This is a genomic window from Streptomyces sp. LUP30 (genome assembly GCF_001746365.1).
Taxonomy (GTDB): Bacteria; Actinomycetota; Actinomycetes; order Streptomycetales; family Streptomycetaceae; genus Streptomyces.
Window position 1 is genome coordinate 1 of record NZ_MJAJ01000081.1, and the last position, 22,639, is coordinate 22,639.

Annotated in this window: 16 protein-coding genes; 9 read left to right on the top strand and 7 right to left on the bottom strand. The window is 71.0% G+C overall.

Translation table 11 applies throughout. From position 1 onward, the window contains the following. Window positions 1–295, top strand: a 295-nt coding sequence (locus tag BG482_RS37955; RefSeq protein WP_176741567.1) for a methionine adenosyltransferase domain-containing protein, incomplete at its 5' end; no start/stop codon positions are given. Between the two features lie 115 nt (window positions 296–410). Here the strand turns inward: BG482_RS37955 and BG482_RS37960 are convergent. Next, complete coding sequence (locus tag BG482_RS37960; RefSeq protein ID WP_069773768.1) at window positions 411–1,775, bottom strand: acyltransferase; 1,365 nt, start codon at window positions 1,773–1,775, stop codon at window positions 411–413. A 255-nt stretch (window positions 1,776–2,030) separates the two neighbouring features. On the opposite strand from BG482_RS37960, the gene rfbH reads away from it, so the two are divergent. Next, on the top strand, window positions 2,031–3,332 hold the full coding sequence (gene rfbH / locus BG482_RS37965) for a lipopolysaccharide biosynthesis protein RfbH (protein WP_069773769.1): 1,302 nt from the start codon (window positions 2,031–2,033) through the stop codon (window positions 3,330–3,332). 78 nt (window positions 3,333–3,410) lie between these two features. On the opposite strand, the gene BG482_RS37970 is transcribed toward rfbH, so the two are convergent. Both BG482_RS37970 and BG482_RS37975 read right to left on the bottom strand, forming a co-directional pair. After that, on the bottom strand, window positions 3,411–4,634 hold the full coding sequence (locus tag BG482_RS37970) for a macrolide family glycosyltransferase (RefSeq protein ID WP_069773770.1): 1,224 nt from the start codon (window positions 4,632–4,634) through the stop codon (window positions 3,411–3,413). Window positions 4,635–4,685: 51 nt separating this feature from the next. Beyond that, window positions 4,686–5,279 carry a dTDP-4-dehydrorhamnose 3,5-epimerase family protein gene (locus BG482_RS37975; protein WP_107450890.1) on the bottom strand — a complete coding sequence of 198 codons (594 nt, stop codon included), beginning with the start codon at window positions 5,277–5,279 and terminating at the stop codon, window positions 4,686–4,688. Window positions 5,280–5,481: 202 nt separating this feature from the next. Between BG482_RS37975 and BG482_RS37980 the strand changes: the two genes are divergently transcribed. Next, window positions 5,482–6,486, top strand: a complete 1,005-nt coding sequence (locus BG482_RS37980) for an NAD(P)-dependent oxidoreductase (protein WP_069773772.1) — start codon at window positions 5,482–5,484, stop codon at window positions 6,484–6,486. Between the two features lie 30 nt (window positions 6,487–6,516). On the opposite strand, the gene BG482_RS37985 is transcribed toward BG482_RS37980, so the two are convergent. The 4 genes from BG482_RS37985 to BG482_RS38000 form a co-directional block, all read right to left on the bottom strand. Next, window positions 6,517–7,308 (bottom strand): AfsR/SARP family transcriptional regulator, encoded by a 792-nt coding sequence (locus tag BG482_RS37985; RefSeq protein ID WP_069773799.1) that lies wholly within the window; start codon window positions 7,306–7,308, stop codon window positions 6,517–6,519. Beyond that, complete coding sequence (gene rfbB, locus BG482_RS37990) at window positions 7,302–8,306, bottom strand: dTDP-glucose 4,6-dehydratase (protein WP_069773800.1); 1,005 nt, start codon at window positions 8,304–8,306, stop codon at window positions 7,302–7,304. Before rfbB ends, BG482_RS37985 begins: the two co-directional genes overlap by 7 nt. An 81-nt stretch (window positions 8,307–8,387) precedes the next feature. Further along, window positions 8,388–9,635, bottom strand: a complete 1,248-nt coding sequence (locus tag BG482_RS37995; RefSeq protein WP_069773773.1) for an activator-dependent family glycosyltransferase — start codon at window positions 9,633–9,635, stop codon at window positions 8,388–8,390. A 46-nt stretch (window positions 9,636–9,681) separates the two neighbouring features. Continuing rightward, a complete protein-coding gene (locus BG482_RS38000) occupies window positions 9,682–9,891 on the bottom strand; it encodes a ferredoxin (RefSeq protein WP_069773774.1) in 210 nt (69 codons plus the stop codon). 313 nt (window positions 9,892–10,204) lie between these two features. On the opposite strand from BG482_RS38000, the gene BG482_RS38005 reads away from it, so the two are divergent. The 6 genes from BG482_RS38005 (at window position 10,205) to BG482_RS38030 (ending at window position 22,135) form a co-directional block, all read left to right on the top strand. Further along, window positions 10,205–11,428 (top strand): cytochrome P450, encoded by a 1,224-nt coding sequence (locus BG482_RS38005; RefSeq protein ID WP_256096605.1) that lies wholly within the window; start codon window positions 10,205–10,207, stop codon window positions 11,426–11,428. 63 nt (window positions 11,429–11,491) lie between these two features. Continuing rightward, entirely contained in the window at window positions 11,492–12,712 is a 1,221-nt protein-coding gene (locus BG482_RS38010; protein WP_069773775.1) for a cytochrome P450, read from the top strand. A gap of 5 nt (window positions 12,713–12,717) precedes the next feature. Further along, entirely contained in the window at window positions 12,718–14,127 is a 1,410-nt protein-coding gene (locus tag BG482_RS38015) for an acyltransferase (protein ID WP_176741568.1), read from the top strand. Window positions 14,128–14,378: 251 nt separating this feature from the next. After that, window positions 14,379–17,270: a LuxR family transcriptional regulator gene (locus tag BG482_RS38020; RefSeq protein WP_079142638.1), complete on the top strand. Its 2,892-nt coding sequence runs from the start codon at window positions 14,379–14,381 to the stop codon at window positions 17,268–17,270. A gap of 341 nt (window positions 17,271–17,611) precedes the next feature. Then, entirely contained in the window at window positions 17,612–17,986 is a 375-nt protein-coding gene (locus tag BG482_RS38025) for a nuclear transport factor 2 family protein (protein WP_069773778.1), read from the top strand. 1,248 nt (window positions 17,987–19,234) lie between these two features. Beyond that, window positions 19,235–22,135, top strand: a complete 2,901-nt coding sequence (locus BG482_RS38030) for a LuxR family transcriptional regulator (RefSeq protein WP_069773779.1) — start codon at window positions 19,235–19,237, stop codon at window positions 22,133–22,135. Window positions 22,136–22,639: the final 504 nt, after the last annotated feature.

The window sequence follows — 22,639 nt, forward strand, 5'->3', positions numbered from 1 at the left end:
GGCGGGTCTCGCGGCCCGCTGCGAGGTCCAGGTCGCCTACGCGATCGGCAAGGCCGAGCCGGTCGGTCTGTTCATCGAGACCTTCGGCACCGCCAAGATCGACGCCGAGAAGATCGAGAAGGCCATCGACGAGGTCTTCGACCTCCGCCCGGCCGCGATCATCCGCGACCTCGACCTGCTGCGCCCGATCTACGCCCAGACCGCCGCTTACGGCCACTTCGGCCGTGAGCTGCCCGACTTCACCTGGGAGCGCACGGACCGCGTGGACGCGCTGCGCAAGGCCGCAGGCCTGTAAGGCCTTGACGGGCGAAGGGCCTGTGGACACCGTCGGAGCCGGTGTCCACAGGCCCTTCGCCATGCGGGCCAGGCTCCCCTCTCCCCCGTGGGGCGATGCAGGACGGGATCCGCGATCAGCGGCCGCCAGGACCGTCGGGAGCGCCGCGCAGACGTTCGGCCCACCGAGGACTGCGCAGGGCCTCGGCGGCTTCACGGGGAACACTCAGGTGGACGTCGCGGCTGTGGTCGTCGTCGGGGGTGGGCGTGACGAGTGCCGTCCAGGGGATGGGGCTTGCCGGGAACTCGAACCAGAAGGGCCGTCCGGCGCCGAACTCCAGCGTGTACACCGGCAACCTGCCGGAGTCGTTCAGGGCGACCGTGCCGTCGAAGGCGTCCAGTGCCATGCGGCTGAGGACACGGGACGAGCGCCCGGCCTGCCGCTGAGCCTCCAGGAAGGCGGCCTCCTGACGCGCCCGGACGGGGGTGACACGCTCCACGGCGGCGCGTACCGCGGCGACGGTGTGGGCGAGGGGCTCTTCGCGCAACTCACGGGCCGGTAGCACGGCCGTGGTGTTGGACACCGCATTGCCCCCATAGCCGTGCGGAAGGCGGTCCTTCAGCGCGGCCCGCAGTCCGACCACGATCCCCAGGCGCTCCTCGGCCCCGGGTTCCCGGTCGCGGAGCGCGCCGAGGACCCGCCACAGGTGCGCCCCCAGCGCGACCGCGCTGGAGGCGGGAGGCAGATCACGGTCCTGTCCGGCGCGCGCGGCCGCGCGCAGGGCGAGGACCTCCGTGGCGGTCAGTCGGACGGTGACGGTGCGCAGCTTCCACGCACGGGAGTTGACCCTCCAGATGAACCCGAACTTCTGCCGTCCGGTGACGACCTGGTACTGCGGGTCGTCCGGTGCGGGACGCGCCTCGCCGGCCAAGCCGTCCAGCAGGGCACGGTCGTACGGCGCCGCGGAACCGTCCTGTCCGGCATGCGTGCGCGACCAGTGGCGCAGGAAGTCGAGGTAGCCGCTGCCGTCGACGACGCTGTGGTTGACGGCGACGCCGAGTACGGAGCCGCCTCCTCGCATGTGCGTGACCTTGACCGTGAGCAGCGGCGTGTCGTGCCCGACGACGCGGAAGGCGTTGACGGAGTGGAGGTAACGGCGCAGGTCCTGCTTGGCGGAGCGGTCCGGGCCGTAGTCCGGCATGGCCTGGTCGGAGTGGGCGACGGCGAACATCGCGCCGGCATCGTTGCACACCACGCTGAGGCCGCCGTCCGCGTCGCGTTCGAGGCGTCCCGTGAGCAGCGGATGGTGGGCCAGTGTGCGGCGCAGCGAGTCGGCCAGGGCGTCGGAGTCCAGGGTCTGCCGGTAGAAGAACGTGCGCGGTGTGGCGAAAGTCCCGTTCAGCAGGTCGTGAACGCCGAGCCGGACCCGCTCGCCGGACGTCCCTCCCGCGCGCAGGACGACGATCTGCCCGGGCTTGCCCGTGGGGCGGCCGTGCTTCATGGGTGCGTCTCCAGGGAAGGGCGAAAGGCCCACGCGGGCTTGGCACTTCAGAGTGCCGGGCCGGTGACGATGAATTCCCTAGACCTCATGCTTTTGGTGGATCCCTAGAATCGTGCGGCGTGCCTGGCCCGCGAGTGGGCGCGCGTGCTGGTCTGGGGCTCCCCCGATCGAACGATACGGGCGTGGGGACTCGCTTCGACTGCGAGCCGGCGAGCACGTCTCGTCCCCACCGGCACATACAGGAGGCCATCAGCCGTGGGGAACGACAAGACCGAGATCCTCGACCTGGTACGGGAATACCACCGCTCATCTCTCTCATCGGGGTTCGTGCCGGGCATCACGCCGGTGCTGGCGTCCGGTGCGGTGCTCAGCGAGGACGACCGGGTGGCGCTGGTGGAAGCGGCACTCGACATGCGCATCGCGGCCGGTGTCAGCTCGCGCAGGCTGGAACGTGCGCTGGCGAAGTATTTCGGGCTGCGCAAGGCGCATCTGACCAACTCCGGCTCCTCGGCCAATCTGCTGGCCCTGAGCAGCCTCACCTCGCCGCAGTTGGGCGTGGACCGGCTGAAGCGCGGCGACGAGGTGATCACGGTGGCCGCCGGGTTCCCGACGACGGTCAATCCGATCCTGCAGAACGGTATGGTGCCGGTCTTCGTCGACGTCGAGCTGGGCACCTACAACGCCTCACTGGAGCGGGTGGAGGCGGCCATCGGTCCGCGCACCCGCGCGATCATGATGGCCCATGCGCTGGGCAATCCCTTCCAGGTGCGCGAGATCGCCCAACTGGCCGAGGACCGTGGCCTGTTCCTCATCGAGGACAACTGCGACGCGCTGGGCAGCACCTACGAGGGACAGCTGACCGGAACCTTCGGTGACCTGGCGACCGAGAGCTTCTATCCCGCCCACCACATCACGATGGGCGAGGGCGGATGCGTGCTGACGGACAACCTGGCCCTGGCGCGGATCGTGGAATCGATGCGCGACTGGGGCCGCGACTGCTGGTGCGAGCCGGGTGAGGACAACCGCTGCTTCAAGCGTTTCGAGCACCAGATGGGTTCGCTGCCGGAGGGCTACGACCACAAGTACATCTTCTCCCACGTGGGCTACAACCTGAAGTCGACGGACGTCTCCGCGGCTCTCGGGCTCCAGCAGCTCAGCCGTATCGACGAGTTCGGCAAGGCCAGACGCCACAACTGGGCCCGGCTGCGGGAGGGCCTGGACGGGCTGCCGCACCTGCTGCTTCCCGAGGCCACGCCGGGCAGCGACCCGAGCTGGTTCGGCTTCGCCATCACCGTGGAGCCGGGCACGCCGTTCCAGCCCGGCGCCCTGATCGACCACCTGGAGTCCAGCATGGTCGCCACCCGCCGCTTCTTCGCGGGCAACCTGACCCGTCACCCGGCCTACGAGGGACAGGAGTTCCGGGTCAGCGGACCGCTCACCAACAGCGACATCACCACCGAGCGGACGTTCTGGATCGGCGTGTACCCGGGCCTGACCGACGAGATGATCGACCACAGCATCAACTCGGTGATCGAATACGTGACCCTGCCCCACTGACCCGCGGCAACCGAAACGGGGTGGGTCCCGGCGACTTCCGGCGCCGGGACCCACCCCGTTTCGCGTGCCGGCGGACGCTCAGCCGAGCGCGGGCGTCGCGGGTTCCCGCGCCGCCCACGTCTGCAGCAGGTCGGCGGCGCGGGCGGCGCCGCCCGCCGTGCGGACGGCGTCCCGGATCGAGGCCAGGGCCGCGGGTCCGCCGGGGTCGGCGAGCAGTTCCTCCACCGTGGCGGCGAGACGCCCCGCGGTCAGACCAGCCCGTACCAGGGCTCGCCCGACCCCCAGCTCTTCCAGTCGCTGCGCGCTCGCCGCCAGTTCATGGGCGCGGGGAAGGGCCACCACGGGCGTGCCGTAGGACAGGGACTCCATGAGGCTGCCCATGCCCGCGTGGCACACGAACACGTCAGCGTGCGGCAGCACGGCGGGGTGCGGCAGCCAGGGGTGCGCCTCGACATGGGCCGGCAGCGACCCGAGGAGCGCGGGGTCGCTGTCGCGGCCGAGCGTCATGACGACATGCCACTCGGCCGGCGAGAACGCCTCGGCGCACAGACGGAAGAAGTCTCCCCGGTCCCCCGACTCCGTGCCCAGCGACACCAGAGCGACGCGGCGCCCGTCGTCAGGCGGCGACCAGCAGCCGGGTTCGGGTGCGGCGAAGACGGGGCCCACGAAGGCGAACCGGTCGTCGAAGGTGTCCCCCTCGATCTGGAAGGCGCGCGGCAGGAAGACCAGGTTGCGGGTGTCCCACTCGGTGCCGTACCGGCCCATCTCGTCCAGTCCGATGCCGTGTTCGCCCATGAAGCCGATCAGCACCCTTGCTCCCTCGGCCATCAGCGGATGCCCGGGGTCCCACATCTGGGCGCGCAGGGAGAAGGCCTCATTGGCGGCGTGACTGGGGCAGACCTGGACCGGCACGGCCCCGAGGACACGCGCGGCCACCCGGCCGGCGGCGACCGTCTCGAAGTCGTAGAGCACCACGTCGGGCGGATCGGCTGTCAGGGCCTCCATCGCGGCGGGGAAGACGGTGCGCACGGTGTCGACGAGCAGGTCGTAGCCGTCACGGGCGAGCCGGTCCGGGCTCGGGTCGGCGGCACGGTAGAAGTCTCCCCGCGCGGAGACGTAGGTGACGGCGCGGGCGCCGCAGTCCTCCACGAGGGGTCCGAACCGCTCGTCGACGACATAGGTGACGCGGTGGCCGCGTGCGAGGAGTTCACGGGCCACTCCCAGCGTCGGGGCGATGTGGCCGAAGTCGGCGAACAGCAGCAGGGCGTAGTGGCGGGCGGGCGTGGGGGCGCCGGATGTCATCGGCTCTCCGAATGGGTGTCTGACGGCCTGTGGAAAGGGCCGAGGGGTGGTTCAGCGGGCGTCCGCCCGGAGCGCCTCGTAGTACGCCAGGCAGTCCTCGTAACGGGCCAGGAGCCCGGTGTCCCGGGCCTCGGCCACAGAGATCGCCGCCGAGTCCTTCACGGACATCAGGGGTGTCTCCGACAGGCTCCAGGGCAGGGCGAGATCGGGGTCGAAGGGGTCGACGTCCACCTGCGTTCCGGGCACGAACTGGGTGGAACACAGATAGGACACACAGGTGTCGTCGGTGAGGGCGAGGAACCCGTGCATCAGCCCCTCGGCGACGAAGAGCGTCTCGCCCGACTCCGCGGACAGCCAGTTCGCCTCGTACACCCCCCACGTGGGGGAGCCGACGCGCAGATCCACGACGATGTCGAGGACGGTGCCGCGCACCACGCACACCACCTTGGCCTGCCCCGGCGACAGCAGCGTGCCGTGCAGTCCGCGCAGGGTGCTGCGGCGCGACACGGAGTAGTTCACCTGAGCCACGGGCACCGGACGGCCGATCTCGTCGGCCAGCCGGTCACACCGGAACGACTCGTAGAAGCTGCCGCGTTCGTCACGGAACTGATGTGGCGTGATGTGGTAGGCGTCCGGCACAGCCATCTCTCGAACCTTCATGGTGGCTACACCGTAGGACGTCGGCATCGAGGACCGATCGAGGGCCGGTCACGAACGGCTCAGGTCGACGCGGCCTGGAGTGATCCTCGATCAACGGCTGCTTGAGTGGTGTCGTCAGACCCGCGACCGAGCGGGGCAGCGACGGTGACCGGGCGTGCAGCGCGCGGGCCCGGGAGGAGAGACGGCAATGCCGGAGGTCGGTGCGCTGGGGCGGCCAGGCGGTGCGGACGGGAAGTCGGGCCGCGTGCTGCTTCTCGGGGCGACCGGATTCGTCGGCCGTCATGTGGGAACCGCTCTGGAGCGGGCCGGCTACGAGGTTCTCGCCGTCGCCCGTCACCCCCGCAAGACTCCGGCGTCCTGGCGCTTCCATCCCATGGATCTGGCCGACGCCGAGCCCCGGGCACTGGTCGAGCTGATCGACGAGGCGCACCCCGAGGCCGTGGTGAACGCCGCCGGAGAGGTGTGGTCTCGCAGCGCCGACCGGATGCGCCACAGCAACCAGCTGCTCGTGGAGCGGCTCCTCGCGGCGCTGGCCGCCGCCGGCCCCCGGCCGCGGCTGGTGCAGCTGGGCTCGGTGCACGAGTACAGCCCGCAGCCCCGCGGGGTGTGGCTCACGGAGTCCTCCCCGGAGGTACCGGCCACCGGCTACGGGCAGTCGAAGCTGTACGGCACGCGTGCGGTGCTGCGGGCCGTCGGGGCAGGCGCGGCGGACGCGGTGGTGCTGCGGCTGTCGAACGTCATCGGCGCCGGCACTCCGCGGGGGAGTCTGCTCGGGCAGGTGGCCACGCAACTGCTCGAAGGAACAGCCGAGGGACGTACGGCCGAGGTACGGGTGTCGCCGCTGCGCAGCAACCGTGACTTCGTCGACGCGCAGGACGTGTCCCGGGCCGTCGTCGCGGCGCTGCGCTCCCCCGGCGCCGCTGGGCGCGTGGTGAATGTCGCGAGCGGCGCCTCGCAGCCCGTCCGGGACATGGTGGACCTGCTGATCTCCATCAGCGGCCGCCCGGCCCGCCTCGTGGAGCGCCCCGACGCGCAGTCGCGATCGCTGAAGGACGCCGACTGGATGGCCGTGGAGGTGTCGACCGCGCGCACTGTCCTCGGATGGCAGCCGCACCGCACGCCCCGCGACATGGTGCAGGACCTGTGGCGTGCTGCGGCGGAGCAGCAGGACGGGTCGGTCGACCGCCGATGAACCGACCGGGCGTCGCAGTCAGTTCCGACGTCAGCCGGGCAGCAGGTCCAGATCGGCCGTGCTGACCCGATCGGTCAGCACGTGCTGACGCAGACGCTGCAGGCCCGGTGAGGGATCCAGTCCGAGCTCGTCCCGCAGTTGCGTGCTCAGCCGCCGGTAGACGTCGAGCGCCTCGCTCCGCCTGCCGCACCGTTGCAGGGCGATGATGAGTGAGCCCTGGAACCACTCGTGCAGCGGGTGCGCGCAGGCGAGTTCCTTCAACTCGCCGACGAGGTCACGGTGTCGGCCCAGGTGCAGGCCGGCGGTGATGCGCAGTTCCTCGGCCTGGAGGTGGAGTTCGTTCAGGCGCAGGGCGTGCCCCTGCAGCGCCGGTCCTGGCGCGACGTCCGCGAACGGCGGCCCGTCCCACAGCAGCAGGGCCTGGTCGAGCAGCACGACGGCGCCGGCCGGGTCACCGTCGGCGAGTGCCGTCCGGGCCCGGCCGGTGAGCTGCGCGAACATCTCCGCGTCACAGGCGCCCGGTCGGACCCGCAGCAGGTATCCGTGGGCGTGGGTGACGAGCAGGCCGCTCTCGACCGGCCCGGGGTCCTCGCCGCCGTGCAGCGCCTTGCGCAACTGATAGGCGTACGTCTGCACGGTGGCGGTGGCGCTGCGCGGCGGGCGCCCCGCCCACAGCTCGGACGTCAGCGCGGTCAGCGGGACGACCGTGTCGTGCCGGGCGAGCAGCAGGGCCAGCACCTGACGGACCTTCGGCGCCGTCGGCGTGACGTCCCGGCCGCCGGCCGAGACCCGTAGCGGACCGAGGGTGCGCCAGGTCAGCACGGCGCGGCCCCCGACGCCGGGCCGGGGCGGACGGCCCGGCCCCATACCCCGGGGTTGTCCCGGTACCAGGCGACGGTTTCCGCGAGGCCCTCGGCGAAATCCGTCTGCGGCTTGTAGCCGAGCTCGACATGGGCCTTGCGCCAGTCCACGGAGTAGCGGCGGTCGTGGCCCTTGCGGTCGGTGACGTACTCCACGCTGTCCCAGCCCGCACCGCAGGCTTCGAGGAGGAGTCCGGTCAGACCGCGGTTGTCGAGTTCGGTGCCGCCGCCGATGTTGTAGACCTCACCGGCCCGGCCCTGGGTGCGGACCAGCTCGACGGCACGGATGTGGTCGTCGACGTGCAGCCAGTCGCGCACGTTCAGGCCGTCGCCGTAGAGCGGGACCGTCTTCCCCGCGAGCAGGCGGGTGACGAACAGGGGGATGATCTTCTCGGGGAACTGGTGGTGTCCGTAGTTGTTCGAGCACCGGGTCACCCGCACGTCCAGGCCGTGGGAACGGTGGTAGGCGAGGGCGATCAGGTCGCTGGACGCCTTGGAGGCGGCGTACGGCGAGTTGGGGTGCAGCGGCTGCTCCTCGGAGCAGGAGCCCGCGGCGATGGATCCGTAGACCTCGTCGGTGGAGACGTGCACGAACCGGCCGACGCCGTGCCGCAGGGCGGCGTCCAGCAGGGTCTGGGTACCCAGGACGTTGGAGCGCACGAACTCGGTGGCGCTGGCCAGGGAGCGGTCGACGTGGGACTCGGCGGCGAAGTGCACCACCTGGTCGTGCTCGGCCATCAGCCGGTCCGCCAGGCCGTCGTCGCAGATGTCGCCGACGACGAGCCGGTAGCGGTCGGAGTCCGCCACCGGATCGAGGTTGGCCAGGTTGGCCGCGTAGGTGAAGGCGTCGAGGACGGTGACGGTGACGTCGTCGGGGCCGAGGGGGCCGAGCAGGGTCCGGACGTAGTGGGAACCGATGAAGCCGGCACCGCCGGTCACCAGGATGCGTGTCTGACTCATCTGGGTGCGGCGCGTCACCGGGAGTGCCGGGCGGGCGCCGTCCTCCTTCCTCATGGGTGTGCGTGCGGTCGCGCGGACCTTTCAGCGGTCCGCGACGAGCCGTTCGAGTTCCGGGACGATGGCGTGCGGGGTGGGCATGGCCGCGGACTCGTCGCGCAGCCGGCCGGCGGCGGCGGCGTGGGAGGGGTCCTCCAGGAGTCGGCCGGTGAGGTCCGTGACCCGGTCGGGGTCGGCGTCGGTGTGGTGCAGGAAGAATCCGGCGCCGGCGTCCTCCAGGGACCGTCCGCGCAGTTCCTGGTCGGCGACGAGGGTGGACATCGCGAGCTGCGGCACCCCGTTGACGAGCGCGGTGGAGAACGAGCCCCAGCCGCCGTGGTGGACCACGGCGGAACACGTCGGCAGCAGCGTGCTGAGCGCCACTTCGCTGACGGCCAGCACGTTGGCGGGCAGGTCGTCCAGCTCCTCGGCCTGTTCGGGCATCAGTGCCGCGACGATGTCGGCGTCCAGCCGCGACAGGGCGCGCAGCAGGTTCTCGACGTCGACGTAGTCTCCGCCGTAGGCCTCGGTGTTGGTACGGCCCAGAGTGACGCAGACGCGGGGCCGTTTGGGCTTCTCGCGCAGCCATTCCCACTGCACCGCGGGGCCGTTGTAGGGCACGTACCGCATCGAGACCTGGTGCAGTTCGCTCGGCGGGCGCAGGCTCGGCGGCAGGGTGTCGACAGTGAACTGCCCGTTGAGGAGCTCTTCGTCGCACCGCACGCCGTAGGCGCGTCCGCGTTCGTCGATCCAGTCGGCCAGCGGGTCGGCGCGCCGGTCCTCGGACACGTCCCGGGCCAGCTCGACGAACGTGGCGCGGGCCTGGCCGTATACGTCCGCGGACCACAGCAGGCGCGCGTGCGCTGCGCCGCAGGCTCGCGCGGCGATACCGCCCGCGTAGGCGATCGGGTCGTGCACGACGAGATCGGGCCGCCAGTCCCGCGCGAGGGCGACGAGGTCGTCGAGGATCGGGTCGTTGTAGCGGGCGAACCCGTACGGGACGCTGACGGCGTACCGCTCGACCAGGCTCGCGTGGTCGACGTCGCCGTATCCGAGGCGGCTCCAGTTCGCCACGTCCGCGTCCTGCGACCCACGGGCCATGGCCATGTCGTGGTGGAGGTGGTGGTTCGTGCCGATCGGTGCGGCCACCAGTCCGGTGCCGGTGACCGTCTCGTTCAGCGACGGCGCGTTGGCCATCAGCACCTCGTGCCCAGCGGCCGTCAGGGCCCAGGCCAGCGGCACCATCGTGAAGACGTGCGACTTCTCCGGCAGGCCGGCGAACAGGACGCGCATGGGTTCCTCTCCTCATCGGTTCCGTGCGGGTGACCCTGGGCGGCGCTCAGGCCGTCCGGTCCGGGTCCTCCGCCACGGAGATGGCGCCCATCGGGCAGGACTCGGCGGCCTCACGCACGGCGGGGGCGTGTGCGGCCGCAGGTCGGTCGACCAGCAGCAGGGCCAAACCGTCGTCGCCCTGGTCGAAGACCTCGGGGGCGACGAAAGCGCACTGGCCGGCGCCGATGCACCTGCCGTGATCGATCGCGATGTCCATGCGGGCCTCCTGCGCGCTCGCCGATCCGATGGGTTGCCTGGGCGAGCCCATCTTGCGGCGTGGTGCGGGGGATCGGCCGGACGCGGACCGCTGTCTGGGATTTCCTCCAGAGATTCGGCCCCGGCCAAGGACGCGGGAGCCGGGAGGCACGCGTCGGTGGCGGCCGGTACGCGGTGAATCCCTAGACTGCGCGGCCCGCTCTGGCCCGGCACTGCGCCGCCGTGCTGGAGTGGCCGGGCGATCGGACAGCGGCGCCGACGAGCGTACGAGGCCCGCGCGACCGTCGTACGACATCTGCGAAAGGGGAATCCGGGTGGCGCAGCAAGGCACCTCGGACGTGCTCGATTCGACACCCGGGGGCGGGTCCCGGCTCGAACGCCCGCCGACCGTCGAACCCGACGGCGGCGTCTCGTTGCTGGCCTGGGCGGCGCGGATGCGCGAGGAGCAGCCGGTCTGGCGGGACGGCAGCGGCAATGTGCACGTGTTCCGCCACGCGGACGTGCAGCGGATCCTCGCCGACACGGCGACGTTCTCCTCGGACACGGTGGGCCGGCTGTCGGGCGGGGAGAAGCAGGCTCCGCGGGGCACGCTGCTGCTCCTGGACCCGCCGCTGCACGGCAAGATGCGCCGTCTGGTCAGCCGGGCGTTCACCCCGGCCCTGATCACCGGTCTCGAGCCGTGGATCACCGAACTGACCGGGCAACTGCTGGACGCCGCCCCCGTGGACGCCTTCGATCTCGTCGACGTCCTGGCCAACCCGCTGCCGGTGACGGTCATCGCGCGCATGCTGGGCGTCCCGACCGAGGAGCGCGACAGGTTCCAGGGCTGGGCGGACCAACTGCTGTCCACCGATCCGGACGATCCCGAGAGCGTGCGCCGGATGGAGGAGACGGCGGTCACCATCTCCGCCTATCTCCAGGGCTTCATCGAGGCCCGGCGCAAGGAGCCGAGCGGCGATCTGCTGAGCACCCTGGTCGGGGCCGAACTCGACGGCGAGCGGCTGGAGGACGAGGACATCGCGAGTTTCGCGACGCTGCTGCTGCTTGCCGGGCACATCACCACGTCGGTCCTCGTCGGCAACGCGCTGCTGTGCCTGGACCGCGATCCGGAGCTGCTGGAACGGGTGCGCGCGGACCGTTCGCTGGTACCGGCGGTGATCGAGGAAACGCTGCGGCTGCGCCCGCCGTTCACCCGGATCGAGCGGGTCACCACGACCGCGGCCACCGTCGCCGGGACGGATGTCGGACCCGGCACCCTCGTCCATCTGTGGCTGCTGTCCGCCAACCGCGACGAACGGGTCTTCGAGGACGCGGACGCGTTCCGCCCGGACCGTTCCAACGCCCGGCAGGCCGCGTTCGGACACGGCATCCACTACTGCATCGGGGCGCCGCTGGCCCGGCTGGAGGGCCGGATCGCCCTCGACGCCCTGCTGGACAGGTACGCCCGCATCGGCGTCGACCCCGCGGTGCGGCTCAGCTGGCACGGAACCAACGTCTTCGGCGCCCGGCATCTGCCCCTGCGTGTGCTCCACGCCTGAGGCGGCGGCCCACCTCCCTCCCCAAGCCCCCAGTCCCGGCCCCCTCTCACGACGGAGCGACCCATGAAGACCAGGCCCGACCCGCCCGTGATCCCCTCGGAACGGGGCAGGTGCCCGTTCGACCCGCCCGCCGAGTACGCGCGGCTGCGCGCCGAGCAGCCGGTCAGCCCGGTCACCTTCGAGGTGGCGCCGAAGGACACCTCGGGCTGGCTCGTGACCCGGCACGACCTGGTCCGGCAGATCCTCGCCGACGATCGCTTCAGCCACCGCAACGAGTTGCTGGCGCATGTGGTCGCGCCGCCGTTCCCGATGACCGAGTACGCACCGCAGCCCTCTCCGCCCGGCTCGTTCGCGAAGATGGACGCCCCCGACCACACCAAGTACCGGCGGCTCCTGGCGGGTCACTTCACGCTGCGGCGCATTCAGCAGTACGAGCCGCAGCTGACGCGCATCGTGGACGGGGCGCTGGCGGAGATGGCCGCCGAAGGCTCCCCCGTCGACCTGGTCACCGGCTTCGCGGAGAAGGTCAGCCTGCGCTCGGTGTGCTCGTTGATGGACGTCTCGCCGGAGCTGATGGACGGCATCCAGGAGCACTTCTCGGCACTGATGACCCTGACGTACACGCTGGAGGAGTTCATCCACCACGTGGAGTCGATGGACGGGCTCATCCGGCCGATGGTGCGGGAGCGGACGGCGGAGCGGGGCGAGGACTTCTTCGGCCGGCTGGCGGCGACCGGCGAGCTGACCGAGGACGAACTGGTCAACCTCGCCGTCCTCACCCTGGGCGGCTCGCTCGACACCACGCCGAACATGCTGTCCCTCAGTGTCTTCGCCCTGCTGGAGAACCCGGACCAGCTGGCCCTGCTGCGGGAACGGCCGGAGCTGTACGAGGCCGGCGCGGTGGACGAGCTGCTGCGGTATCTGACGATCTCCCAGATGGGTTCCAGCCGGTGTGCGCTGGAGGACGTGGAGATCGGCGACACCGTGATCAAGGCGGGGCAGACGGTGGTCCTGGCGCTGCCCGCCGCCAACCGCGACCCCGAGGTCTTCACCGACCCCGACCGGCTCGACGTCACCCGTGTCCCCCGCAAACACCTCGCGCTGGGCTTCGGCGCACACCAGTGCCTGGGTCAGCACCTGGCACGGGCCAGCCTGCGCATCGGACTGCGCGCGCTGTTCGCGCGTTTCCCCTCGCTGCGGCTTGCGGCGCCGGCCGGGGACGTACCGCTGCGCGACCGGGCCGTGCACTACGGCGTCGACCGACTGCTGGTGTCCTGGAGCTGATGGCCGTGGCACGGAAGAATGCCGCGCACCGCGCGACGAGGAAGGACCTGCCGGCGTTCCGCACCACCGTCGACAGCCGCGTGGAGCGGGTGCACACCGTGCGGGCCGGTGCAGCCGACGGCGCACGGATCCGGCTGACCGGCTACGACCTGCTGACCGGTCCGTGGTACACGCCGCTGACGTTCTTCTACCGCGACACCCTCGACGGCGCGGCGCTGCGCGACTCGCTGGCGCGCACGCTGCGTCGCTACCCCCTGCTGGCGGGGCGTCTGGAGAGGGACGCGGACGGCGGACTGAGCGTGCTCTGCAACGACGCGGGAGTGCGGTTCACCGAGGCGTTCTGCCCCGACCCGATGCGCGAGTACGGCCACGGTCTGCGCGCCGAGCCGGTCATCGGGAAGTTGCTGCGCGAAGTGAGCGCCTTCGGCGTGGTGGGCCGGGACACTCCGCTGCTGAAGATACGACTGACCCGGATGGAGGGCGGGGGGTCCGTTCTCGGCGTGCTCGTCAACCACAGCCTCGCGGACGGCGGCAGCACCCTCGCCTTCCTGGAAAGCTGGTCGCGCGAGCACCTCGGGATGCCGTGGGAGGAACCCAGTCACGACCGCGCGGCGCTGGACGCGCTCGGCCGGCCGGCCACGGACCCCGCCGCCCTTCGGGCGCGGGCGTTCGTGGGTGTGGGCCGGGTCCGGCACCTGACGACCACGCTGCGGGTGGGTGTCAACAAGCTCGCGACCGTCACGACCCGGTTCGGTGCGGCGGAACTGGCCGCGCTGAAGGCCGAGGCCCAGCGGACCCTGCCCGGGTCGGACGCGTGGGTGTCGACGAACGACGCGCTCACCGCGCACCTTTGGCAGGTGCTGAGCGAACTGCGGGGCCGTCCGGCCGACGCCGTGGAGTGGCTCGGGCTGATCGTCGGCGCACAGAGCCGGCTGGGCGACGCCCTGCCGTCGTCGTACTGGGGCAACTGCGTCAGCAACAGCTGGACCTCGCTCGGCGCCGCCCGGCTGCGCGAGTCACCGCTGGGAGCCGTGGCGAGGGACGTGCGGCGCTGCCTCGAGAGCAACACCGAGGACAAGATCCGCGACGAGATAGCCTTCCTCGGCTCCTACCGGCGCAAGGGCGTGTCCCGGCACGTGATGTCGGTACGAGCCCCCGACGTGTCGACGACGTCCCTGTCGGTCAACAACTGGTCGCAGTTCCCGCTGTACCGGATCGACCTCGGCGCGGGACGCCCCTTCTGGTACGAGTTCCCCGACCTGCCGGTGCCGACGGTGCACATCGCGCCCACGCCCGAGGAGGACGCCGGACGGGACGTGTACCTGTGCCTGCCCGAGGCCGAAGCCGCTGCGGCGGACACCGCGCCGTGGCGGGAGCGGCTGCACAGCCGCAGCGGGACATCCGTCGGATCATGACGTCGGCCGGCCGCGCGCCGTCATGGCCCCCGGTCCGGCCGAAGCCCCAAACGGGCCCAGACGGGTAAGACGGGATGAAAGCACAGCTAGGGGAAAAGCGTGATCCGGGCCTTCTACCGGCGCGGTTTACGCGAAGATGACTCATCGGGAGGGGTTCCACGTGTCAGTACCGGTCTTCACGGCCGGTCCTGCGGGGGCGTGGGCACAGGTCCCGGTCGCCACCGGCGCTCCGGGAGAGAGGTACAGGGTGGATGACCGCTGTGCACGGGAGCGTTACCCGCGAACGGCAGCAGAGGGGGCCGGGCCCGGAGCCGGTGGAGCGTGAGCGCGAACTCGCCCTCCTCGTCGAGCTCACGCGGCGCACCGCGGCCGGCGAGCCCGCTCTGGTCATGCTCGAAGGGCCGGACGGCATCGGCAAGACGACCCTGCTCCGCGCGCTGGTCGCCGAGGCCCGGGCCGAGGATCTGCGCGTGGTCCGCACCACGGCCGGGCAGGAGGGTGAGCGGCTGCCCCTGAGCACTGCGCACACCCTGCTGGCCTCCCTCGACCCGGATGTGGGCCGGATGCCCCTGTCCGCGTGGACGAATCCCCCTGACGCCTTCGGCACGAACGCGCGGTCGTCGGGTCTGCCCTACTACGACGTCGACGGCGCGAACCCGTCCTTCGGCGCACTCGCCGCACTGCACGAGGTGGTCCGGTCCGCCGCGGCGGAGGGGCCCCTGGTGATCGTCGTGGACGACGCGGAGGAGGCCGACAGCGCGTCGCTGCGCTTCCTCGCGCACACGGCGCGCCGCCTGGCGGGTCTGCCGGTGCTGCTGGCGCTCGCCCGCCGCGGTGGCGCCGACGAGCCGGCCCTCAACGACGTGGCAGCCCTCCCGCTGTGCCGGCTGGTGCGACCACGCCCCCTGACGAGTGAGGGAATCGGCCTGCTGACCCTGCGGCTGCTCGGCTCGGAGACCGACGCGGCCTTCCAGGAGGCGTGTCTCGCGGCCACCAACGGCAACCCCCTGGTGGCGACACGGCTCCTGAAAGCGCTGCGCGAGGGGCGGCTGCCGCTCACCGCCGACCATGTCGCCTCCGTGCCCGGGCAGGACATCCACGCGTTCCGGCTGCGCGCGGCGGGTCTGCTGCACCGGCACCCCGCGGCCACCGTCCAGGCCGCCCGGGCCCTGGCCGTGCTCGGGGGCAGGGTCACACCGGAGAACGGCGCCCGCCTCGCCCTGCTGGACAGTCCGGTCTTCACCCGCTCCCTGCTCGCCCTCGTCTCCGGCGGGCTCGTCACGTCGAACAGCGACGGAAGCTGGTCCTTCTCCCACGCCCTGCTGCGCGACGTCGTCCTGGACGACATGTCGCACGCCGAGCGCGACGCCGTGCACGGTCGCGCGGCGCGGTTGCTGCACGACGAGGGGGCGAGCCCTTCGGACGTGGCCGAGCACCTGTGCCACGCCCCGTCCACGGCACATCAGCCCTGGGCCGCCGCCGTCCTGCGCGACGCCGCCCGTGAGGCCGTCCTGCGCGCCGCACCGGTCCGAGCGGTGGAGCTGCTGCGCGCGTGCGTGCCCGAGGGCGCCGGGGAAGGGGGCGACCCGAGTCTGCTCTTCGAACTCGGCATGGCGGAGATGAGGGTCGACGTCGAGGCCAGCGTCCGTCATCTGACGTCTGCGCTGGACGGGGCGACCGAGCCGAAACTGCGGCTCGAGGCCCTCGTCGCGCTCGCCCAGGCGCTCACCCTCCAAGGCCAGGTGGCGCGCGCGGCGGACCTCCTTTCCCGATGCCGTTCCGAAGCGGCCTTGACCGCTTCGGGTCCGGCCGATCCGCAACTGATGGAGGCGCAACTGCTCGTCGCGGCCTCCTCCAACCGGGCCGCCTACACCGAACTGCTCCAGACCGTCTCGTTCGACCTCTCCCTGCCCGGCGACACTCCCGAGCAACGCGCTCTGCTCGCCACCCGGGCCGTCATCTCGGCGTCCCGCATGGACCGCGTCGCCGAAGCCGTCGCGGCCGCCCGCACCGTCGTCCGCCGCAGCACGGCGAGCACCGACGCCCCGGTCTTCCTCGGCGCCGCCGCGTCGGGACTGCTGTACGCGGACCTGCCGCACGAGGCCGACGTGGTCTACCAGAGGCTGGTCATCGGGGCCGACGTCCTGCTCGGCCCGACCTATCGGAACCTGCTCGCCCTCAGTGCGGCGGCGCACCAGCGACTCGGAGCCCTCGATCAGGCGTCACGCGTCAGCGCCGCCGCCCTCGCGGGCGTGAGCGCCGCACAGGCCACCCCGTTCGAGGCCCTGGCGCTCGCGGTGCGCCTTCACACGCTGCTCGACCAGGGGGATCTGACTGAGGCCGCCCTGCTGGAGGCGGAGATACCCGACCCCGTCCAGGACGACTCCTGGCAGTGGAACGAGGTGGTGAGCGCCCGCGGCCGGCTGTATCTGGCCAAGGAGGACCCCACGCGGGCCCTGGTCCATTTCGAGGAGTGCGCACGCCGGCAGGCGAGTTGGCAGCGCACCAGCCCGGCTGTCTCTTCCTGGTGGTACTGGGCGGGACGCACCCATCTCGCCCTGGGCGACCGCGCTTCGGCTGTCGCGCTGGCGGAGCGGGCCGTCGCCGACGCCCGGTCCGCGGGTCTGCAATGCGCGTTGGGTTCCGGACTCGAACTGTGGGCGGCGACGATGAGCGACGACCAGCGGCCGGCCCTCCTCGAGGAGGCGGAGCAGGTCCTCATGGGCACCCGGGCCGCCCTGTGGCTCGCCCGGGTCAGGGTCGCCCGGGGCCAGGCGCTCCAGCGGCTCGGGTACAAGAAGGCCGCCCGCGAGGTTCTGCGGCAGGGCTGGGAAGAGGCGTACGGCGTCGGTTCCCTGCCCCTCCACACGGTCGCGCACCGGGCGTTGCTCGCCACCGGCGCGCGACCGCGTCGTCCCGTGTCCCGAGGACCGGGCGCGCTCACACAGAGCGAGTCGCAGGTTGCCCGCCTCGCGGCCGACGGAAGGTCGAACGCATACATCGCCGAGACGCTGTTCGTCACGCGTCGAACGGTGGAAGTCCACCTGACCTCGGTCTATCGCAAGCTGGGCCTGACGGGACGGCGAGAGCTGCGGGACTCCCTGGAGTCGCACGGCTTTCATGACGCCGAGCACGGGCATTGACCCCGGGCTTTCACGAGCAGCGCCGTCTACCGCTTGATCAGAGATGCGAGGAGCGCTCCTGAGCTGCACAGACGGGACTTGTGGAGGGTCCTGGACGTTGCTGCGGAAGCGCACATCTCAGATGAAGAGTGCCGACCTGTATCTGCAGGTCGCGTCCAGCGTGTCGGCCGTGGGATCAGACGGGTGAGGTGCCGCTGCTCGAGACAGTCCGCAACATCGGCTCGCATCAGGCGATAATGATCAGCTGCCGGTGCGTATCAGTCGGGGGGTCTTGTGAGTCTGAGTCCGCGTGAGGTGTCCTCCGCCTTGTTCATGGGGTCGCCGACGGGAACTCAAGCGAGTTGCCTGACCTGTACGGCGAGGTTACGGATGTCCGGCATCCGATGGCGACGCCGGAGTCCGAGCCGTTGACGAGTCGCCGTGCGCTCCGGGAGCACTTCACGGTGCCGCCGGAAATGCGGGAGTCCTTGCCGAAGAGGAGTGTCGTCGATGTCGTCGTCCACGAGACCGCCGATCCTGAAGTGATCGTCGCCGAGTTCGCCTACGAGTTCACGTTGTCGGACGACTCCAGGTCCAAGGTGCCCTGCGTCTTCGTCATGCGTGTGCGGGACGGTCAGATCATCGAGTCTCGCGACTACATCGACCCGATCCGTACGTACACGGCACGCGGGCACCTCGACCGCCTCCTCGCGTCGTTGCGCAAGGGCGTTTCCTGACCTCGCGCAAGGGAGAGAGAGCCCCCTTGGGCGCTCAGTCTGCCATCGCTGCTGCCTCGACCGTCACCACGGCGATCCGGCCGGTGCCACCGCGAAGCCCCCGAATGCGGTTGGAGCCGCAGTTCGGCGACCTGATTCGGCTCGGTGTGCTCACCGAGGAGATCACCCCCGAAGTGATCGACGAGGTACTGGAGTTGACCGGGAGGGACCGAGCGCCGCCGCAGGCTCCTGGCGGCCGCGCGCGCTCTACTTCGTCCTGGCTCTGCGCCTGTTCAGCAGCTCCGACAGCGCCGGGCCGCCGGGATATCGGGCGGTCCTGCGGACCCTGACCGACAGACTGCGGCACGGGCCGGGCGGTCTCGTCCAGCGCCTGCCCACCGGTTCGGCCCGCACCAGAGCCCGCCACCCGAGGCGACAGCCGGGCACTCAACCTGCCAAGGCTCCGGAATTCCGCGCCAACACTCGCCACAAAGGGTCTGCCAGCAAGCTGACGGGCTCATGCAAGGTCGAGGTTAACGGCCCGCTCACCGAACCCCTCCGGGCGGGAACTGAACCCCTGCCGGACGTCATCGGATTTTCTGTTCCGTATGACGCAACGGCAATTTGACGTTCATTCAGGGGACCATCTCGCAATGGGGTGCTGAAAGCCCGCTTCCGACGCTCCCCTCCCGCAGGGCGAGGGAGTCGGGCGACGCAGGCATTTCCTGCAATTGCATGCGCGCCCGCACAGCCGGCCCTCCTATGTTCGCGGATGCAATCCCGCGCCGCCCCGGCGCACCCCTCACCTGGCACGCCGTGCCGTGACGGCCGTAAACGACCGACTCGCGATGCCACCCGTCCTTGCCCGGCCGGGATTTATGGATCCTTCCACCGGACGACGCTCCCGTTTGCTTTCCGCGCCCCCTTGCTGGCATCCCCCTCGCTGTGATCTGCTGATGCTCAAAGTCGCAAGGGCCATGAGTGAACTTTCGGCACATCTTCTGTATGGGTGACTCCATGGATTCTCCGCACACTGCCCCTCCGGCTCGCCCCGCTGCCTTTGCCGCGCATCGCCGTCCTGAGCCGACGGGTTCTCCCGGTCCGGGCCACCGATAGCACTCCACGGCCCGGCACAGCGCGTCCGCGCGCCGACCGAGACACGTCCGCCCGGCGGTCGCCACCCGCTCCGCCGGTCCCGGACGGCACAGCGACCGCCCGGATTCCGCCGCCCAAGGCAGCATCCGCGCGCACGAGGGAGTAACCAGCACGGTGTTGTTAGAACGTGAGTCCGCCCTTGCACGGGCCACCGCGGCCCTGCGCGCCACGGAGGGCGGACAGGGCTCGCTGCTCGTCGTACGGGGCCCGCTGGGGGTGGGCCGGTCGACGTTCCTGGAGTCCTTTGCCGCCCTCAGTCGAGACCACGGCTTCGTGCTGCTCAGAGCGCAGGCGTCCGCCGCCGAGGAGCGGTTCCGGCTCGGCGTGGTGGGGCAGTTGGTGGACTCATTGCGCGGGATCGACGTTCCCGACGATCTGGCCCGCCGGCTCCGAGGGGCGCACGCCTTCCCCAACGCGAGCGCATCCGGCGAGTCCCCCGCGGCCGGCGCGCTCTCGGCGGCCCCTCGGTGGTCCGAGCTCAGCCCTCAGCAGGCGCCGTGCTGGCTGGCGGCGCTGCTGGACTCCATTTCGGAAGCCCGGCCCGCGGTGCTCATGGTGGACGACCTGCACTGGGCGGACACCGGCTCCTTACAGGCCCTCTCCCTTTCGGTGGCCCAACGCGCGCGACGACGGGTCCTCTTCGTGTTCTCCGTTCTTCCCGGCGACGTACGCTTCAGACGGCCGCACGTACGCGACCTGCTCGCGCCCGGGGAGTGGGCGGCGGAGCCGAATGGCGTCGGGGACCTGCCCCGGTCCCGGCACGACACAGCGGACCAGATCCTGGAACTGTCGGCACTCGGCCTCAACAGCGTGCGCCTGCTCGTGGAGAAGACCCTCGGCGACGCGCCGGACGCGGTGTTCGTGGAAACCGTGGCGGTGCGCTCCGGCGGTAACCCCCTGCTGTTGCAGGCGGTACTGGACGAGGCCCAGTATCTGAGACTGCGTCCGACAGCGAAGGACGCCGCCGTCGCCGCGACCCTGCGGCCCGAGCGCCTGCGCCGACGGCTCGACGTCTACCTGCGGTCGCAGCCGGACCACGTGCGGCGGTCCGCCTACGCGCTCACCCTGCTCGGCGCGGCCGCGGACGAGCACTTCGTGGCCCGCCTCGCCGAACTCGACGAAGGGGGAGGGGCGCAGGCCGTCGACATGCTGCGCCTCGCCGGTCTCGTGGACCAGCGCGCGTGCCGGCTCACCTCCGGGACGATCCTGCGGGACCTGGTGGAAGAGAACATGCCCGCGGAGGAGCGCACCGCCATGCGCGGAGTGACGGCGGAACTGCTGCACCGTACCGGGCATCCGGCCGAGCTCGCCGCGGAGCAGCTGATGGCGGTGATATCCCTGCGCGGCCCGCAAGCAGTGCAGATCCTGCGCACCGCCGCGGACAGCGCGCTGCGCCGTGGTTCGCCCCGGGACTCGGCACGCTATCTGCGACGCGCACTCCTCGACTCCTCGCTCTCCGGACAGCACAGGGCGAGACTTCTCGTCGACCTCGCCACCGCCGAGCGCAGCTTCGCCACGGCCGCGGCGCTGCGGCACGTCGTGGAGGCCGCGCCGCTCCTCGAATGCGTACAGGAGCGGGCCGACGCGATGCTGCGGCTGGGTCCCCTCCAGATGGATCCGCCGTCCCTGCGCATCAATGTCATCAGAGCCGCCATCACCGACGAACTGCGTCAGTCGGTCACCGAGGACTGGGTGGAGCGCGAGCTGGCACTGCGCCTGGAGGCACGCGAGCACATCCTGTCGGCGCAGGATCCCACACACATCCGACGGGCGCTGCGACGCCTGCGCGACCTCGGCCCCTCCCCCCGGGTGGCCACCAAGGGCGAAAGGGAACTGCTCACGTCGCTGATGCACATCGCGTTCGTCGCCAACGCCGTTCCCGCGGAGCAGCTGGCCAGGTCGTGCACCCAGGTGCTGGAGCAGGAGCCGCCCACGCCGGAGCACGTACACACCACCGCGCCGTTGGCCGTGAACATCCTCGCCGGTGCGGAGCAGACGGCAGGTGCGGCCAACTGGCTGCGTGAGGCGAACCGCCTCGCCCACCGTCGCGGCGGTGATGTGGAACAGGCCGTCATCCGCTGCGAACAGGCACTGGTCGCCCTCGCCGACGGCCACCGGGCCTACGCCCGGGACAAGATCATCCAGGCCGACGCCCTCGCGGGACCCGAGACCGGCGGGCTGCCGACCGCCTGCGCCGCCGTCCTCTCCATCGTCGCGATGCACACCGACGAGCCGGAGCTGGCGGAGCAGTTGCTCACCCAGCATCGGCTGCACGCCGAGAACCAGCATCTGACAGCACTCCTGCACATGGCACGAGGCACACTCGCGGCACGCCGTGACGAACCCCGCACCGCACTGGGCCACTACCGGACCGCGGGCCGGCACACCGAGCAGATCGGCTGGAAGAACCCGGCCGTACTGCCGTGGTTGTCGTGCGCCGCCCTCATGCACCACCGCCTGGGCGAACACGAAGAAGCCGTGAACGCCGCAGAGTCGGAGGTGAGCAGGGCCCGTGCCTGGGGGTCGGCCACCCCGCTGGGGCGTTCCCTGGTCGTCCTCGGCCGGGTCACATCCGGGCGAAAGGGCTCCGAGCTGCTCGAGGAGGCCGTCACCGTCCTGGAGAAGGGCAACAACGAGTACGAGCTGTTACGGGGCTTGTACGCTCTGGCGACTCATCCTGACACGCGGCGGAACCGAAGATCGACCGCCCTCGCACGGGCGCACGATCTGTCCCACGAGCACGACGTCCCCTGGCTGGCGAAGAAGATCCGCACCAAGCTGGCGGAGGGGACCAGGAAATCCATAAACCACGGCAGCCGGCTGACCCCCTCCGAAGTCAGAGTTGCGCGTCTCGCGTCGACAGGCCTCAGCAATTCAGAGATCGCAAATCAGTTGGGCACGTCGTCACGCATGGTGGAGAAACACCTGACGAACGCCTATCGGAAACTCGGTATATCCGGGCGACCGGAGCTGGCCAATGCACTCAAGACGGGGGACGCCGAGCAGGCGCCCTGACTCGGGCACCGAACGAGCGCCCCACAGCAAACTTTGCACACCGCATCGACCCGCCCCACGAGCAACCGACGCAGCGCTCGGCACATCACGGGCCCGGCGTCACGTTCGGCTGCCGCGAGCAGTCAACCCCCGCCGGTACAAAGTGAGTTGCCTTTCAACAGTCGGCAGAAGCCGACTTGGGGCGTCCGAGCGACCGAACCACCGAACCACAGTGTTTTAGGGCCACGCAAAGGTTTGCTTGACCCGCTCCCTGTCATATTCCTAGGCTCGACCACAGTTGATCAGAGGCATGCAGGAAGGGTCACCGCTTGATCTCCTACCTGCACAAGCAGCACCGCGTCCGATCAAACTCTGCCTCCGGGCAGTAGGTCCCCCACATCAGTGCAGAAAGACGGTGCGTCGCAGTGACCACGCGAACAGCAGGCCCCTGGGCCGACAGAGACTGGGCGGCAGCCCCGCACACTTCTTCGACCACGCACAGGGCCCAACCCGATCACCGCCCAC

Coding starts and splice junctions, on each gene's coding strand:
- BG482_RS37960 (WP_069773768.1), bottom strand. CDS start 1,775: ATGAAGCACGGCCGCCCCACGGGCAAGCCCGGGCAGATCGTCGTCCTG.
- BG482_RS37970 (WP_069773770.1), bottom strand. CDS start 4,634: ATGACATCCGGCGCCCCCACGCCCGCCCGCCACTACGCCCTGCTGCTG.
- BG482_RS37975 (WP_107450890.1), bottom strand. CDS start 5,279: ATGGCTGTGCCGGACGCCTACCACATCACGCCACATCAGTTCCGTGAC.
- BG482_RS37980 (WP_069773772.1), top strand. CDS start 5,482: ATGCCGGAGGTCGGTGCGCTGGGGCGGCCAGGCGGTGCGGACGGGAAG.
- rfbB (WP_069773800.1), bottom strand. CDS start 8,306: ATGAGTCAGACACGCATCCTGGTGACCGGCGGTGCCGGCTTCATCGGT.
- BG482_RS37995 (WP_069773773.1), bottom strand. CDS start 9,635: ATGCGCGTCCTGTTCGCCGGCCTGCCGGAGAAGTCGCACGTCTTCACG.
- BG482_RS38000 (WP_069773774.1), bottom strand. CDS start 9,891: ATGGACATCGCGATCGATCACGGCAGGTGCATCGGCGCCGGCCAGTGC.
- BG482_RS38010 (WP_069773775.1), top strand. CDS start 11,492: ATGAAGACCAGGCCCGACCCGCCCGTGATCCCCTCGGAACGGGGCAGG.
- BG482_RS38020 (WP_079142638.1), top strand. CDS start 14,379: ATGACCGCTGTGCACGGGAGCGTTACCCGCGAACGGCAGCAGAGGGGG.